This window comes from Gemmatimonadota bacterium, assembly GCA_030747075.1.
Taxonomy (GTDB): domain Bacteria; phylum ARS69; class ARS69; order ARS69; family ARS69; genus ARS69.
The window spans coordinates 1-16,269 of the sequence record JASLLL010000028.1; the positions used below are offsets into that span (position 1 = coordinate 1).

Consider the following 16,269-nt stretch of genomic DNA (forward strand, 5'->3'; position numbering starts at 1 on the left):
GAACCCCTCGGGGGAGGCTTCCCGGCTCCGGGCAGAAGGAGCTCACGCGACGAGCATGCCCCCCCACCCGAACCCCTCGGGGGAGGCTTCCCGGCTCCGGGCAGAAGGAGCTCTTGCGCTGGCCGCACCGCTGGACGCAGGCTTGGCCCGGATTCAGGCGGCCGGGTTGACCGGATTTGCCGGAGTCCTTATCGTGGATCTGCGTCTTCCCGCCATCCGCATTGGTCGCTCGGCCACGCCCGGAGTCCTCCGTGATCTTGCGTCTGTCCCTTTTCGCGGTGCTTCCGGTCCTCCTCGTCCCGCTCTGCGTGCAGTCTGCGTCTCCCGTTCGCCTTGCCCGGCTCCATTACGACGGCGGCGGCGACTGGTACGCGAACCCGACCTCCCTGCCGAATCTCGCGCGTGAGCTGACCTCCCGGCTCGGGATGGAGGTGGAAGTGGAGGAGGGGAAGGTTCGCCCGGAGGACGACGATCTCTTCCAGTACCCCATTCTCCACATGACCGGACACGGGAATGTCCGCTTCTCCCCCCGCGATGTGGACCGGCTCCGCTGGCATCTGACGCATGGGGGCTTTCTCTTCGCGGACGACAACTCCGGCATGGACGCATCGTTTCGTCGTGAGATTCGAAAGGTTCTCCCCGAGTCAGAGCTGGTGGAACTGCCGCTCGACCACCCGATCTATCACGCCGTCTATGACATGGATCACGGCTTGCCGAAGATTCATGAACACGACGGAGGCCCTCCGCACGGTTACGGGATGTTCCACGAAGGGCGGCTGGTCGTGTTCTACTCGTTCAATACCGACATCGGGGACGGGCTGGAAGACGCGGAGGTACACGGCGACCCGCCGGACCGGCGGGAGCAGGCCATGCGCATGGCGATCAATGTGATCGTTCACGCAATGACTCACTGAGGAGATCCGCATGACCGCGGGAGGACAGCGGCTTCGCGCCGGTGTGACACGGCTGGGTGCCGGACAGGCGATGCGCGCGTTGGCGGCCTCACTGGCGTGGGGCGTCGTGCGAGTACTGGCCCTGGCCGCGCTGGTGTTGTCGGCGGACGCGCTCTGGCCGCTGCCCGCTGTCGTGCGCGCGGCGCTCCTGGCGGGCATGGCCGTCGTGGGGGCATGGCCGGTCATGCGGTGGATCGGCCGGTGGGGGAGCGCGCTCCGCAGTGCGGAGGCGGCGGCGCGGCGGACGGAGGAGGAGGCGGACACCCTGCGGGGGCGGCTCGTCATTGCCCTTCAGGTGCTTCGCGTTCGGGATGATGCACGGACCGGATACTCGACGGACCTCGTCGACGCCTGCGTGAATGAGGCGGCGGATCGCCTGGATGCGGTGGACTCGGCGCGGTTCCCCGGGCGTCGGGATCTGCGTCGCGCATCCGTCGCGGGCGCGGTGGCCCTGGCCGCGTGTGCCGCGGGGGTGTTCGCGCTGGGTCCGGTGTCGTCGGCGGATCGGGCGAAGCGCCTCCTCTTCGCGTGGGGAGACCTGGCGCCGAAGCCGCCTCCCGTCTTTGCGGTGGCTCCGGGAGATGTGGCGGTCCCCCGCGGGGATGCGGTGTCTCTCGTCGCGGTCGTCGATCATCCCCGCACCCGCGCAGGGGCTCTTGTGGGGGTCCTCCAGACTCGCGCGGCGGAAGACCCCACAGCCCTCTGGACGGAGCGGCCGCTTCGAGGTGACTCGCTCGGTGCGCGAGCGCGCTTCACAGCAGAGTTCCCGTCCGTTGCGGAGTCCTTCGAGTACCGCTTCGTTCATGCCCGCGAGAAGTCCGGGACCTTCCGCGTGACCGCGCAGTCGCGTCCGGTTCTCGCCCTCGACGAAGTTCTCTTCCGGTTCCCCGAGTACACCGGTCTTCCTGACCGAACGCGCCGCGACGGTTCCGGGGATCTCACGGCCATCCGCGGTACGCGCGCGACTCTTCGCGTTCGCTGCACGAATCCAGTGGCGGACGCGCGACTTGTTCTCGGAGAAGGCGGCGAGATCGTGCTGGAACCGGGGGCGGAGGGAGAGCTCATCGCAGAGGTTCTGCTGGCCTCGCGGGACACATACCAACTGCTGGTCACCGACCGTCTTGGCCTGACGAACCCGAACCCGCTCGAGTACCGCATTCGTCCTCTTCCGGACGAGGCCCCCTTCATCCGCCTTCTGGAACCGGGGGAGAGGGTGGATCTGGACGACTCCATGCGCGCCCTTCTGCGCTTCTCCGCGGTGGACGACTTCGGACTCGGGCCGGTGGTTCTCGTGTGGGAGACGAGCCGCACGCCGGGCGAGCCGTCGGAGGCGGAGATTCATCCGGCGCGGGCGGGTAGTTCGGAGATCGCCGGATCCCACGAATGGAGTCTGGCGAATCTCGACCTCCTGCCGGGAGATGTGGTCAGCTACCACCTGTGCGTTTCGGACAACAACACACTCGACGGCCCGTCCGTGGCACGGACGCGGACGCACACGCTGCGATTCCCGACCATGGCGGAGGTCTTCGCGCAGTTTGACCGCGCGGAGGAGGACGCCATCGGAGAACTGGAGGAAGTGGCGGGGCGCATCGAGGAGGTTGAGGAGCGCGTGGAGGAGATCACGCGCGAAATGCTGAAGAAGGGAGACACCTCCTGGGAGAATCGGGCGGGGATGGAGCGCGCGCTCGGTGCGCAGGAGGAGCTTTCGCGGGAACTGGAACGAATCCGGGACGACATTGGTGAGAACCTGCGGAATCTCGCCGAGTCGGAGTTCATGACGCTGGAAGCCATGGAGAAGATGGCGGCGCTTCGGGATCTCCTGGACGAGGTGCTCGACCGCGACTTGAAGGACGCGCTGGAGAAGCTGCGGAAGCTGGCGGAGGAACGGTCGCCGGAGCGGAGAGACCCGGATGCCGGAGAGGACTTCGCGGGCGCGCAGGAGCAGCTGCTGAAGAACCTGGATCGCGTGATTGAGAACCTGAAGCAGTTCCGGCTGGAGGAACGGATGAAGGCGGCAGTCCGCGAGATGGAGGAACTGGCGGCGCGGCAGGAGCGCATCCATGACGAACTGGAGACAGCGCGCAAGCCCGGCGAAAAGGCTGAAGGAGACGAGCGCGGCGACGACGCACAGAGCGACTTGCAGGAGGATGGCGCGGAGGAGGACGGGCCGGGAGATTCCGGCGAACCGCGGGAGGATCCCGAGGAGACGACCACCCCGGACGAGGGACGCCTTGCCGAAGAACAGGAGGGACTGGCGCAGGAGGCCGAGCGCATGGAGGACGAACTCCGCGAACTGGCGGAGCAGGTCGCGGAGATGCGGGACGCCCGGGACGCGGCGGGGATGCAGGAACTTGCGGACAAGATGGAGGCCGGAGAGATCCCGGAAGCCATGCAGGAGTCTGCGGACCGGATGGAGTCCGGCAAGAGTGAGAGTGCGCGGGAGAAGAGCGAGGAAGCGTTGACGAAGCTCCGCGACATGCACGAGGCGTTGTCCTCCATGCAGACGGACATGGCGGGGCGCGCGATCCAGATCAGCCAGGCGGGGATCAACCGGGCGGTTCGGGATCTTCTGACGCTTTCGTCCGACGAGGAGTCGCTGGCCGATGCTCTCGCGGGGATTCCGCACAACTCGGCCTCCGCGACCCGGGCCTTCACGGATGAGCAGCACCTGTTGCTTCGCGGTGCGGAACGAGTGGAGGACAAGCTGGAGGAAGTGGCGAAGGGAACGCCGCTCATGGACTCCAGCGTGGGGCAAAGCCTGCGCGAGGGGCTGGAGCTCATGGAGACCGCGACGGATGCGCTGGAGGGGGGCTCCGTTCGGGTGTCTCAGTTGCGCGGCGAGGCGGCTGTCGAGAAGCTCAACCGCGTCGTGATCCAGTTGCTTGAAGCGTCGGAGCAAATGTCGAGCTGCTCTTCCGGCATGGGCATGGGCGAAGCGCTCCGGCGCCTGCAGCAGATGGGCGAGGATCAGGAAGCGCTCGGCCAGATGCTTCGGGAACTCATGGAGCAGAACGGTCAGGGAATGGACCATCGTCTGAACGCGCATCTGGACTCGCTTGCGAAAGAGCAGGCGAGAATCCGGGAGGAGTTGCGTCAGTTCCTCGACGAGAGCGGAGACAGCGAGGCGACCCTCGGCAGGCTGGACGATGTGGAAGAGAAGCTCGCGGAAATCGAAGCGCGACTTCGCGCCGGAGAGCTGGGAGACGAACTCCTGCGCGATCAGGAGTGGGCGGCGACCCGGCTTCTCGACTCGCAACGATCTCTCCGCGAACGGGACTTCGGGCGGGCGCGGCGGTCGGAAACGGGGGGTGACGGCGAAGCCCCGCCGCCCGCGCCTCTTCCGGGCGGGATTGAAGAGCGCGAACGGGATCTTCGCGAGGATCTGCTGAAAGCGCTCGATTCGCGTGTTCCCCCGCGCTACGAAGAACTCATCCGACGGTACTTCCGTTCGCTGGCGGAAGACGAAGCAGCGCGCCGGACGACCCCGCCGGAGGGACAGGTGGGAGACTCTCCGTGAGCCGGATCCCGGTCGCTGCGCTTCTTGCGTCCATGGCCGCCTTCGCGGCCTACCTCCCGCGCGTGGCGCCGGGTGTCCATGTGGGGGACTCGGGGGAACTCGCGCTGGCCGCCACCGTGCTGGGGATCGCGCACCCACCCGGGTATCCGCTGTGGGCGCTTTTCGGGCGCGTCGTGGTGGTGTTGGGCGGTGCTGCGGAACCCGCGTTCGCGCTGAATGTCTTCTCGGCGGTGAGTGCGGCCGTCGCGGTCGGGCTTCTCGCCGCGCTGGGCGGAGTGTTGACGCGCCGCCCGATTCCGGCGGCGGGATGTGCGCTTGCCTTCGGGCTGAGTCATGCCGTCTGGTCGCAGGCGGTGGTCACCGAGGTGTACGCGCTGAATCTGGCACTCTCGGCCGGAGCGCTTCTCGCGATGGCGGCGGGCCGCCGCGGGCGTCCGCGTCTCTTCCTTCTCGGCGCGTACCTGGTTGGGCTCGGTGCGGCCAATCACCCGTTGTCGCTTTTCGCGGCGCCGGTGGCCGTCGCCCTGGCGCTGGGACCCAACCATCGAAGCCTCGCAGACCGGGCAGTCCTCCTTCGCCGTGCCTTCGCGATGGCTGCCGCGTTTCTTCTGGGGCTTTCGGTGTACTTCCTGCTGCCGATCCGCTTCTCCGCGGACCCGTCTGTCGTCTGGGGCGGAATGCAGCGCGGGGCGGACCTCTTCGACCATGTGATCCGCGCGCAGTACGGGGGGCTGGGCGACGCGGAGGCGAACGCGGGATGGCTCACGCGCTGGACCCTGCTTGCGCGGATCCTCTGGGCGAACCTCCCCGCGCCGCTTGCGCTGGCGGCGATCGCCGGGCCGGTGCTCCTGTTTCGCCGGGGTCATGCGAAGCGAGGGGCGCTCCTTGCCGTGCTTCTTGTGCTGACCGGGCCGGTGCTGGCGTCGGTGCTTCGCTTTGAAGACACATTCCGCGACCGGACCCTTGTGGAGCCGTTCTTCCTGCAGGCGGTGATGGCGGTGTACCTCGCCGCGGCTGCGGGACTCGGGGAGGTGGACCGACTGCTCGCCCGGAGACTGGCCGGGCAGGGCAGAGTGGCGGCCTTTGCGACGGCCACGCTGGCGCTGATCGGACCCGTTCTTCTCTTCCCGGCGAATGCCGCGAGGTGTGACCGAAGCGACGCGACGCTGGCGTCGTTCTACGCGGAGACGGTCTTTCGCACGCTGCCTCCACGAGCGCGGCTCTTCGCGGAGGACGACAACGGGGGCTACATACTGGCCTATCACCAGCGCGTCCTCGGCGCGCGCCCGGATGTGATCCTGATGGACCGCACGCTCCATCTCTTTGTGGAACACTACGGCGAGGACTTCCTGAAGATGAGCCGCGTCGAACGCAAGCTCCGGCGCGATGAGCGCGAGGCGGAGATCGTCTTCGAAGAGCCCGATCGGCCCGTCTACTTTACGGGGTCGGTGGGACTGGAACCGTTTGGGGAGTGTCGTCTCGTTCCGCAGGGCGTGGTCATGCAACTGGTGCGTCCGGGAGAGGCGGAGGGGTCCGGCCCCGGCACACCCGTGCTGCCGCCGCCCTCGGATTCGGCCGATTACCTGTCGAGCCATCTCGCGGCGACCCTGTGCCTCCGGCAGGCGATGGACTTTTCGCAGAGAGGGCGCACGAAGGAGGCGCGGGCTTGCCTGCACGAGGCCCGGCGGCGGGGAGAGAGGATCGCCGCGGTGCAGCGTGTGATCGGCGAGACTTTCCTGGAGCTGGGCGATCCCGGTGCGGCGGAGGCGCGATGGCGCGCAGCAATCGAACTGGAGCCGGGCGGCGAGGACGCGTTGTACAGCCTGGCGGTCCTTCTTGCGAACGAGGAGCGGACGGAGGAGTCGATCGAGGTGTTCGAGCGGTTGGTCGCGCTGGGTACGGAACTTCCCGAGGCGCATCTGAGCCATGGAATCCAGCTGGTGCGCGCCGGGCGGCTTTCGGAGGCAGCAGAAAGTGCCCGTCTTGCGCTGGCACGGGAGCCGGGACTGGATGCCGCGCAGACGCTGGCCGACGCGGTGGATCACGGGCTGAAGGTCGGAGGGCAGGCGGGAGTGCTGGAGGCGCGGAATCGACTGGAGCCGCTGACGACGGGGGGAGTTCTTCAGCTTGCGCAGTTCTACATGGCGCGGGGAGAGATCTCCCGCGCGACGGAGTTGTACCGGGAAGCGTTCGGGAAGTCGCCGGACAGTGTGCCGGCCGCGTATGGGTTGGGGTATGGCCTGCTCAGCACGCGTGAGTACGACGACGCGGCGGCGGCATTCCGTGCGGTGCTTGCCGCGGACTCCGCATCGGCCGACGGGCGAAACGCGCTTGCGTATATCTTCGCACAGACGGGCGACAGCCTTGCTCGGGCGGAAACACTGGCACGCGAAGCGCTGGACCTGGCTCCGGAGAATGCGGGGTACTGGCGTGACACGCTGGGGTGGGTGCTGCACCGGGCGGGGAGGCCGGAGGACGCGCTGCGCGAACTGGTCGCGGCGGCCGGAGAAATCCCGAAAGACGATCCGTCGATGCAGGCGGAGAACGACTATCATCGTGCCGAAGTGCTCCTGGAACTCGGGCGGATCGACGATGCGCGGGAAGCGTTCCTGCGCAGCGAGAAGCGCGCCGGGGACGAACCGTGGGTGCCGGATCTGCGCGAGCGGCTTCGCCGGTTCGCGCCGCCGGGAGGGGACGAATGAGACGCGTGTGGCGGGTCGCGATCGTACTTCTTGCGCTGGCGGCGGGTGCTTCCGCGCAACCCCCGCGTAGTGCCCGCGGGACGGGGGGGGTCCCGCCGACCGCGCTCACCCGGGCGCAACTCGCCCAGCAGCTCTTCCGCGAGGGGAGTGTGGAGGACGCACTGGAGTTGTACCGGGAGATCGACGCCGCACACCCCGGGGTGACGCGGATCGTTCAAGGGATTCGTTCGTGCCTTCTGGAACTGAAGCGATATGACGAACTTCGTGAACATCTGGAGGCGGACCTCACGCTTCACCCGAACAATCCGTCTGTTCTGGAAGAGCTGGGCACCGTCGCCGCAAGGACCGGAGACCGAGATGCGGCGACCGGGCACTGGCGCGCCATTCTTGCGATTCAACCGGGAAGCCACGGTGCCTATTCGCATGTCGCGGATCTCTTCATGCGGCATCGGATGCTGGACGAAGCAATGGCCGTTTACCGGGAGGCGGAGAAGGCACATCCGGGGCGATTCGTTCGGAGGATCGGGAATCTGCACGAGGTGCGGATGGAGTTCGCCGCAGCGACCCACGCCTACCTGGACTTCCTCCTGATGAACCCGTCGACACTCTCCTTTGTGGAGGGGAGGCTCCTGCGCATCGGAGAGAGCGAAGAGGGACTGGGAAGGGTCATTGCGCGCGTGGACTCCGCGTTCGCGGCGTCGAGCGGCGCGGAGCACTCGCCGGGAGCCCGGATTGCGTTGCGAAAGCTGCTGGCGGATCTTCATCTGGAGGCGGGAGACCACGCCCGCGCTCGCGATCGCTATTTCGATCTTGTGGATGCGCTGCCGGGCCAGCTCCCGACGCTTCTGGTGTTCGGGCGGCGATGCATGGCGGACGAACGATTCGAAGTCGCCGTCACCGTGTTTGAGAGAGTCCTTGCCGAAAGTGCCGACGCGCGTGCCGTTCCCGGTGCACTCTCGGAGATCGCGGTCTGCCGGTGGCACCTTGGGCAATGGGAAGAAGCGCTCCGGATTCTTGCCGAACTGGTGGATCGATTCCCGGAGACGGAGTACGCCATCCGGGCACGGTTTGAGACCGGTCGTGTTCTTCGCGACGGCAAGCGGGATCCACAGAGCGCGGAAGCGGTCTTTCGGGAACTGCTTCCCCTGCGTGACGGCCCGTGGGAACCGGGGGAACTGCACTTTGAGATCGCGGAATGTGCGCTGCACCTGTCCGAGACAGACCGGGCGCTCGATATCTACCGGGCCGTCGCGGAGCGCGTATTCCCGGAAGCCACGCTGGAGCGGGCGCTCTACAACGAGGCGCGCGTCTTGTACTACCGTGCGGAGTTTGACGCAGCGGACAGTCTGTTCAAGCGTGTGGCGGAGAGGTACCCGAAGGGAAGGTCTGTGAACAACGCGTTGGAGCATTCGATTCTCATCAACACGAACCGCGAAGACGAGGAGGCGTTGGCCCGGCACGCAGCGGCTTCGCTGGGGTTTCGGATCGGCGATGTGGAGGCGGCGCTCCTGACACTGGGGGAAGCGGTGGTGTCGCATCGCGGATCTCCGGTCCACGACGATCTTCTTCTGCTGTGGGGCATGGCCCTCCGGGAGCAGGATCGCGTGGTGGAGGCACTGGACGCATTGCGGCGTGCGGCAGACATGACAAGCGTAGAGGATCTCGCGGCGCGTGCGCTTCTTCTTCGCGCGCGGATTTTCGGGGAAGACCTGGGCGACGCCACCGAGGCGCTCGCGCAGTACGAAGAGGTGGTCCTGTCGTATCCCGAGACGCTGGCGGCGGATCGAGCGCGCGCTTCGTCCGCGGAACTGCGGAGGGCACTCCCGTGAGGCGGCGCATACCTCGCGCGGCGCGGGTCGCGATGCTCGCACTCGTTGCGCTGGTGCCGTGGGCCCCGTTCCCCGCGCATGCCGCGAAAGTGCTCATCCCGATGGACCTCTCGCAGCGCGACCACCTGAAGGCGTATGGCATCGCGTACTGGGCGCTGACACAGGGCGTGGAAGTGGACTGGGTGCTGAACTATCGAGGGGGCAGCTTTCTGACGGACGACTGGGCGGGACTGCGTCGCCGGGCGCTTCTTGCCAATGTCACGCTGGAGGATCTCTCCACAGCGGACCGGGCGGACATTCTCTCCACGGTGGAAGCGGAGAACATGGAGGTGGTGCGTCTGGAGGAGGCTCCGCGCGTGGCCATCTACACGCCGCCCGGGAAGCAACCCTGGGATGACGCCGTGACGCTCGCGCTCACCTACGCGGAGATTCCCTACGACACAGTCTGGGACCAGGAAGTGCTGGCCGGACGGCTGGATTCGTACGACTGGCTGCATCTCCATCACGAGGACTTCACCGGACAGTACGGGAAGTTCTACGCGAGCTTTCATGCGGCGCCGTGGTACCAGCGTCAGCAGACGCTCTACGAAAAGCTCGCGCGGGATGCGGGCTTTCGAAAGGTCAGCGAACACAAGGCGGCCGTCACGGAAGTGATTCGCGCCTACATTCGCGAGGGAGGCTTCCTCTTTGCGATGTGCTCGGCGACCGACACCTTCGACATCGCGATGGCTGCGCGCGGCGTGGACATAGTGGGGACGGTGTACGACGGGGACCCTGCCGACGCGGATGCGCAGGGGAGGCTGGACTACTCGCGGTGTCTGGCGTTTCGCGACTTCACGCTGGTGCGGGATCCGCTGGAGTACGAGTTCTCCGACATCGACACATCAGACTACGCACGCGCCCGCGGCGCACGGGTGGATTACTTCACGCTCTTCGAGTTCTCCGCAAAGTACGACCCCATTCCGACCATGCTCACTCAGTGTCATGTGGGGGTTGTGAACGGGTTTCTCGGACAGACGACCGGCTTCGACATGGACTTTCTTCGCCCGGGCGTCACGGTGCTTGCACAGGTGGAGGGCACGCGGGAAGCGAAGTACATCCACGGAAAGTTCGGGCGCGGGACATGGACCTTCTACGGCGGCCACGACCCGGAGGATTACCAGCACGCCGTAGGAGATCCCCCGACGGAACTCTCTCGATTCCCGAACTCCTCCGGCTACCGGTTGATCCTGAACAATGTTCTGTTTCCCGCAGCGAAGAAGAAGCCTCAGAAGACATAGGACGCAGCTCCCGACCGTGGGCTGTCGCCGCCGAGGGGCGGCGACCCCTACCGCAGCCGCACCACCGTCTCCGTGGACACGGTGCCCGCAGCCTCCAGCCGGATCACATACACGCCGGACGCGACCACTTCGCCGAAGGTGTCTGTGCCGTCCCAGAGCTCCTCCCGGCTTCCTCCCTGGCGTACGCCGGAGAGGAGCGTCCGCACGCGCCGCCCCGCGATGTCATGGACCGTGATGCGCACCGCGCCGGTCGCCGGGAGCGCATACGGGATCACCGTCCCGCGTCCGAACGGGTTCGGGCGACACGGCAGGAGGGCCGCCACCCCGGCGGGCGGCAGGATCTCCACGCCCGTGGAGCCGTACGGTTCGCTGAAGAACTGTGAGAGGACGAACTCCACATTGGATCGCAGCGCGTCATGGTTCATCCGGTAGGGACGCCCGGCGATGTGCGCAAACCGTGCGCCATCAGCCCGGTGCGTTCCGCCTGCGGCGCGACATGAGCAGCACATTCCCGCCCGCTTCCAGATACGAAAGGACAGGCGTCTCCTGCCAGTCCGCGAGGTCGCCCTGGTAGTGATTCCCGACCCAGATCACGGCGGAGTAGTTCCCGAGAAGGTCGGCGGGAACCGCGCCGTGCCCCGCCGGCGTCGGGAGAATGGCAGGGTAGCCGGACGCGGGCTCGGCAAAGGTGTCCCAGAAAGTGATGTCGTGCTCACCCCAGAAGACGGAGTCCTGATAGGCCCCTCGGATTTCCGCAGAGTAGGTGTCCCAGTGGACGCCGTTCACAAGAAGGATGCCATCCGCGAAAGTGGGGTTGGTGACTTCCGTCTGCACCTGACGAAGGATCCACCGGTCCGGATCCACGAGCACGGCCTCGACCGTGCCGGGAACCGCCAGCGCGTACGCTTCCGACGCGGCGGAGTTCTGCACGGTGAAGTCGAGCGTGTCGGTACTCGTGATGACGCGGATGTCGATCGGCATGGTGAACAGGCCCGTGTTTGTCTGCACCTGCTCGATCACCAGGTCCAGCGTCCCGCCTCCGTGAGTCCACGAGGGCCGGTAGACGGGGAAGTACTCGCCGTAGATCCACTGCTGGAAGAACGCGTCGAGGTCCACTCCCGACACGGACTCCATGACATCCCGGAGCTGCTCGGTCGTGGCGCTGCCGCCACCGTAGGTGGCGCGGTACAGCTGAAGCCCTGCGAAGAAGTCCGTATCGTCCATCACGCCTCGCAACATGTGAACGACCCACGACGCCTTGTTGTAGCTCAGGTCCACATCGAAGATGGAGCCGAAGTTCGCCGGGTTCTCCACGATGATCGTGCCGGAGCCGTAGTAGGCCGCGGCGTCCATGTAGTCGCGGTAGGTGCCCGCCCCGTCGACGGTCTCCTTCCAGTACGCTTCCGACCAGGTTGCGAAGCCTTCGTTCAGCCAGATGTGTCCGAAGTCGGCGCAGGTGACTTCGTCCCCCCACCATTGATGCGCGAGTTCGTGCGAGATGAGATCCTCCGACCATGCTCCGAGGCTCGACACCGTCTGGTGCTCCATCCCGCCGCCCCAGTTGAACTCCGCGTGGCCGTACTTTTCGTTGAGGAACGGGTACTCCCCATATGCCGCAGCGAACGATCCGAGCATGGGAACCGTCTTCGCATAGGTGGCCTGCACCGCGACATAGTGATCGGCAAAGACCCAGAAGCCCACCTCCATCGAGTCGGTCGGCGTGGGCGTGTACCAGTCGCTGAAGTAGGTGTACGGGTGGATCGCGAGCGACACGAGGTAGGTCGCGATGGGATACGACGAGTGCCAGTGGAAGGTGCGCGTTGCTCCATGGTCGATATCGGAGACGAGCGTGCCGTTGGACACGGCAGTGAGGTGGTCGGGAACGGTAATGCGGATGTCCACGGAGTCGGGCTTGTCCGTGTTCTGGTCCTTTGAAGGCCACCAGTCTCGTGCGCCGTAGGGTTCACTGAGCGTCCAGATCATGTCCTGCCCGGAGTGCGAGTCCCAGCCGAAGGCGCCGCCCGCCGGATTCCCAAGATATGTGACGGAGAGCACGACGGATTCGCCGGTCGAGTAGGTGCGGTCCAGCGTTACAGTCACCACATCCGACCCGTGCGCAAACGCCGCGGCCGCGCCTCCGGCCGTCGCGGATGCGACGCTCATCCCGCTGGAAAGGTCGAGATCGACTTCCGCGATCGACGCGCCCGTCACCCGCACCGTCGCGGTCACGGTTCCGGTGAGCGTCTGCGAGGACGGGTCCAGGTTCAGCTCCAGATCGTAGTGGAGTGCGTCGTACAGATCCTGATTGGCGGTCCCCCGGCGAGAGATGCGTGCGGAGACGGCCCGGGTCTTCGCGGTGGCCTCGGCGAGCCGGTGCTCACGGAGGGCGTCGCGAAGCGTGATCAGGTCTGCCGGGGCCTCAGTCGCGCACAGCATCGAAGGGAACAGCAGCGCGGAGAAGAGCACCGCCGCGGTCAGGCGGGCGGGAAGACTTCGGAAACTCGGCATGGTCAATCCTCGGTGTTCGGCAGGGACGGGGGGAAGCGCACGGGCGACAACTCTCCAGAATACGAGAAGTGGACTGGGGAATCAAGAATAGGCGCCGAAGGTCCGTGCCCCCCGCGCGGGAATGGCGCCGATTCCTGTGCGGGACCCCGCGGGTGGGGGCGGACGCTCTGTGGCCCCGGCGTGTACTTCGTGTGTCTGGGATGCGGGGCGAGCGCAGACGCGGAAGAGGACGGTCATGCGCAGTCCCCGTTACCGTACGATGACCCACTTTTGCGTGCCGATTTCACCAGGCGTGATGACGCGGACAAAGTACACCCCGGCGGGAAGGCTCTGTCCGTGGTTGTCCACGGGGGGCACGGCAAGGCGCGACACTCCGGCAGGGATCCGCCCCGCGTCTCGCGTGGCAAGCCGCCGCCCGCCGGCGTCGTGGATGGAAACTGTGGCGACGGCAGCAGCTCGCGGACTCACGACGACCCACGCCGGGCCGCTTCCCGGCGACGGGAAGACCCCTCGGACAAGTCCGCCGGGGTGCGCGTGCACTGCACCCGACTCCACGCTCGTGGCGCTGCCCGTCTCCGGGAGCAGATCCATCTCCACGACGAACGCGCCGTCCGCCGAAATCTCCACTTCCTCCGTTAGCCCCACATCGCGGCGGTTCCATCCGGAGTATGCGGGTGCGGGGACGAACGCGCCCGATCCCGCCCGCACGACGACGGTGCCCCCCGAAGAGTTCGACAGTGCGTACGCGTTCGCTCCGGCATCGAGGGTGCGAGACAGGTGCGCATGCCCGTGGAACGCCAGATCCAGCGGGTTCGGCGAAAGCCCCATCCGTACGAAGAGTGCGCCGGCGACGGTCTCCACATACCCCGCGCGAAGCGTTCCGCTCCCGTCGGCGAGCGTCATGCTCTTGGTGACCTTGCCGTCCGGACTGCTGAAACGCCATCCGCCCGGGATTGGCGTTACCGGGTACACCGCGTCCGCGTAGGCGCCTCCGTTTGTCTCCTTGAAGGCGGAGCAGCGTGTGGCTGCGTCATCGGCGTACTCCTCTTCCCCCGGCGCGGACGGAATGGTGACCGCCGGGCCGACCAGTGCGACCCCGTCATCCGCCACCGGGTCGAACGCCGCCGCGGCAACGCACCGCCCGCCGCGCGCCTCGAACGCTGCCCAGGCGCGAGCGTTGCGCACCACGAACTCGTCCTCGCCGTCGAAATCGAGATCCGCCGCCTCGGTCACCGTCGCGGCTCCGACCGAACCGGTTCGCACCGCTTCCGCCCAGTCGGCGGCCGCCGCCCAGATCCCCGCCTCCCGCGCGTGGTTTTGCAGCCGGAGTGCCCACGAACTGACGCCGTCCCAGGTGGCGTCCGGCGAAGTCCAGTTCCCGTAGCAGTCCGTGTCGGTGTAGTCGGTCTCGTCCTCCTCGTGCCATGCCGTCTCGTAGATCATCGCGAGAAAGCCCCATGTGCCCACTTCGCGAAGCCGTCCGGCGGGGGCCGTGGAGATGGCGCTCCACGCTTCATGGAGCAGCGTCCCCGGCGTGTTGAGGTCGCCCAGCGGCATCCCCGACGAGAGTGGTGGCCCGTCGTCGGCGGGCGTCGCCCCGCGCGAATGGTAACTGCCCTGCGGACCCGTGATTACCGGCACGAGGTCGTAAAACGACTGCTCGTTTCCCGGACTGCCCCCGTCGTCGTTGTAGTACCAGTGGTGGTAGCTGTCCTCGGCGGCGTGCGCGAGCCATTCGTAGGTGCGAAGCGAAAGGTCCGTCCTCGTGCCATGGTCGATCACGAACGCGCCGGGGTTCGCGCTGGCCTCTTCGAGGATGTCGTCCAGATTGGAGATCGCGATCCACGGGCGGTTCGCCGCCCAGCGGATCGTCCGGTGGTACTGGTTCGGGTTGTTGTTGGGGATCATCGTTCCTTCGACCGCGCCGAACGACTTTCCGCCGAGCGCCTCCCAGTCGTCGAAGACAACGACGATGCGCGGGTCTCCGGCGCGTGCCTGCTCCAGAAGCAGCGCGCGGGACTCGCGCTCCATCCCTCCGTCGTCGTTGGCGAACTTGCGTCCGTCAACGGCTTCGTTGATCAGGAAGCAGTTCACGCCATTCGTGCGGTGGATCTTGTGGCGGTATCCGGCGTCGGGCAGGCAGGATTCCTCCGGATAGAACCAGTGGTGGAGGTGCGTCACCTCGTCGAGGACGGTGGCGGTGTACGGGCTTGCCGCCAGGTCTTCGAAAGTCAACCCGTCGAGAGGGGAGAGTCCGGTCGGGAGTGAGCGGATCACTCGTTCCGGCGTGTGCATGACGGGGGCGTCCGCGGCAGTGACGCCGTAGACGACAGCGTTCAGACTTTCGGCGGCCGCGAAGGAGGCGGCGTTCACCGGGCCTTCGAAGTACGGGAGAATGTGTTCGGCGAGCACGCCGCCAAGAAGCGATCCGGGCGCGTTGGCCTGGTCGTCGTCCACGAAGTCGCGGATGCGCGCGAGGAACGACGGCCCGTCCGCCGGATCGGCCGCACCGCCGACGGTCGCCGCCCATGAACACGCGATCGTCAGCGTGCCGCTCGGGTGGATGTTCAGCGGGACGCGGAAGATCCCGTGCGTGTCGAGCGTGCGCTGAAAGCCCGTCCCACCGGGAATCCCGGTGTTCGATTCCGGGTCGTAGATGTGCGCGCCGACCTCGCTCGCGCGCGCGACGGACTGGTTTCCGTGTGCGATCGTCGCGAAGCGCACGAAGCCGCCGGCATCGGTCGCGAAGATCGCGCCGTCGAGCGTTCCGTCCGTGCAGCCGCGGTCGTCGTCGGTCATGGCGTCGGTGAGGTCGCTCCCGAACCCGCCGCCCGTGCATCCGGTTTCCGCACCGTCTCTTGCGGTGAACACCTGAAACGCGGGAGGCGTCACGCCGTCCCATCCCGCGTCGAGCAGGGACTGCCGCGTCACTCCGAACTCCACGGCGTCCAGTTCGCTGTTGAAGTGCGCGCCCAGGTACGCGCCCGGGAGGTCCGCGAAGGATGCGTCGTAGATGCGATAGTCCGTGCCGTAGGTCGATCCGGCGCGGTCCACCACGACGCACATTTCCCACGGACGCGTCGTGCGGCAGTCCAGAAAGTCGGGGAGCCACTCCTGCCCTCCGGGGGCCGCGTCGATCGCGACGAACACATCCAGCGCCGTGTTCTCCGCCCCGAGCGCCAGGTCGAAGAAGTCCGCGCGGAAGAAGAGCGACGCACCCTCCTCTCGAAAGCAAAACGCGACCAGATCGCGGGAGTCATCGTACCCGTCGCCGTAGGCGTAGAGGTCCGCCGTTCCCGTCTCGTCGAGCGCCTTCAGGTCCGCGCGTGTCCAGTCCTGGAACTCCTCGTACCAGACGACGCTCGCACGGTCGGTGCCGATCGCCGCGCCGGGACCGATCGTAATGGCGGCCGAGGTGGGGAGCGCGGGGAGCGAAGCCGTTGCGGCCATCAGCACGAGCATGGGGACGCGAGGAAGCAT

The 16,269-nt window shown here is 67.0% G+C and carries 8 protein-coding genes; 5 read left to right on the plus strand and 3 right to left on the minus strand.

Translation table 11 applies throughout. From position 1 onward, the window contains the following. The first annotated feature begins 251 nt into the window (after nucleotides 1-251). Genes QF819_08885 through QF819_08905 form a run of 5 tightly spaced genes read left to right on the plus strand, consistent with a single transcriptional unit; the run spans nucleotide 252 to nucleotide 10,281 of the window. The gene (locus QF819_08885; GenBank protein MDP6803273.1) at nucleotides 252-914 is read left to right on the plus strand and encodes a DUF4159 domain-containing protein; all 663 of its coding nucleotides are present in this window, start codon (nucleotides 252-254) and stop codon (nucleotides 912-914) included. Between the two features lie 10 nt (nucleotides 915-924). Beyond that, nucleotides 925-4,470, plus strand: coding sequence for a hypothetical protein (locus QF819_08890; protein ID MDP6803274.1), 3,546 nt, complete (start codon nucleotides 925-927; stop codon nucleotides 4,468-4,470). Beyond that, complete coding sequence (locus tag QF819_08895; GenBank protein ID MDP6803275.1) at nucleotides 4,467-7,172, plus strand: DUF2723 domain-containing protein; 2,706 nt, start codon at nucleotides 4,467-4,469, stop codon at nucleotides 7,170-7,172. The genes QF819_08890 and QF819_08895 overlap by 4 nt, the downstream gene beginning before the upstream one ends. After that, the gene (locus QF819_08900; GenBank protein ID MDP6803276.1) at nucleotides 7,169-9,001 is read left to right on the plus strand and encodes a tetratricopeptide repeat protein; all 1,833 of its coding nucleotides are present in this window, start codon (nucleotides 7,169-7,171) and stop codon (nucleotides 8,999-9,001) included. Before QF819_08895 ends, QF819_08900 begins: the two co-directional genes overlap by 4 nt. Nucleotides 9,002-9,033: 32 nt before the next feature. After that, a complete protein-coding gene (locus tag QF819_08905) occupies nucleotides 9,034-10,281 on the plus strand; it encodes an asparagine synthetase B (GenBank protein MDP6803277.1) in 1,248 nt (415 codons plus the stop codon). Between the two features lie 47 nt (nucleotides 10,282-10,328). Here the strand turns inward: QF819_08905 and QF819_08910 are convergent, their stop codons facing one another. The 3 genes from QF819_08910 to QF819_08920 form a co-directional block, all read right to left on the minus strand. Beyond that, nucleotides 10,329-10,706: a FlgD immunoglobulin-like domain containing protein gene (locus tag QF819_08910; GenBank protein MDP6803278.1), complete on the minus strand. Its 378-nt coding sequence runs from the start codon at nucleotides 10,704-10,706 to the stop codon at nucleotides 10,329-10,331. A gap of 40 nt (nucleotides 10,707-10,746) precedes the next feature. Then, nucleotides 10,747-12,789: a M1 family metallopeptidase gene (locus tag QF819_08915; protein MDP6803279.1), complete on the minus strand. Its 2,043-nt coding sequence runs from the start codon at nucleotides 12,787-12,789 to the stop codon at nucleotides 10,747-10,749. A 249-nt stretch (nucleotides 12,790-13,038) separates the two neighbouring features. Next, nucleotides 13,039-16,269 carry a FlgD immunoglobulin-like domain containing protein gene (locus QF819_08920; protein MDP6803280.1) on the minus strand — a complete coding sequence of 1,077 codons (3,231 nt, stop codon included), beginning with the start codon at nucleotides 16,267-16,269 and terminating at the stop codon, nucleotides 13,039-13,041.

Coding starts and splice junctions, on each gene's coding strand:
- QF819_08890 (MDP6803274.1), top strand. CDS start 925: ATGACCGCGGGAGGACAGCGGCTTCGCGCCGGTGTGACACGGCTGGGT.
- QF819_08900 (MDP6803276.1), top strand. CDS start 7,169: ATGAGACGCGTGTGGCGGGTCGCGATCGTACTTCTTGCGCTGGCGGCG.
- QF819_08905 (MDP6803277.1), top strand. CDS start 9,034: ATGCTCGCACTCGTTGCGCTGGTGCCGTGGGCCCCGTTCCCCGCGCAT.
- QF819_08910 (MDP6803278.1), bottom strand. CDS start 10,706: ATGAACCATGACGCGCTGCGATCCAATGTGGAGTTCGTCCTCTCACAG.
- QF819_08915 (MDP6803279.1), bottom strand. CDS start 12,789: ATGCCGAGTTTCCGAAGTCTTCCCGCCCGCCTGACCGCGGCGGTGCTC.
- QF819_08920 (MDP6803280.1), bottom strand. CDS start 16,269: ATGCTTCCTCGCGTCCCCATGCTCGTGCTGATGGCCGCAACGGCTTCG.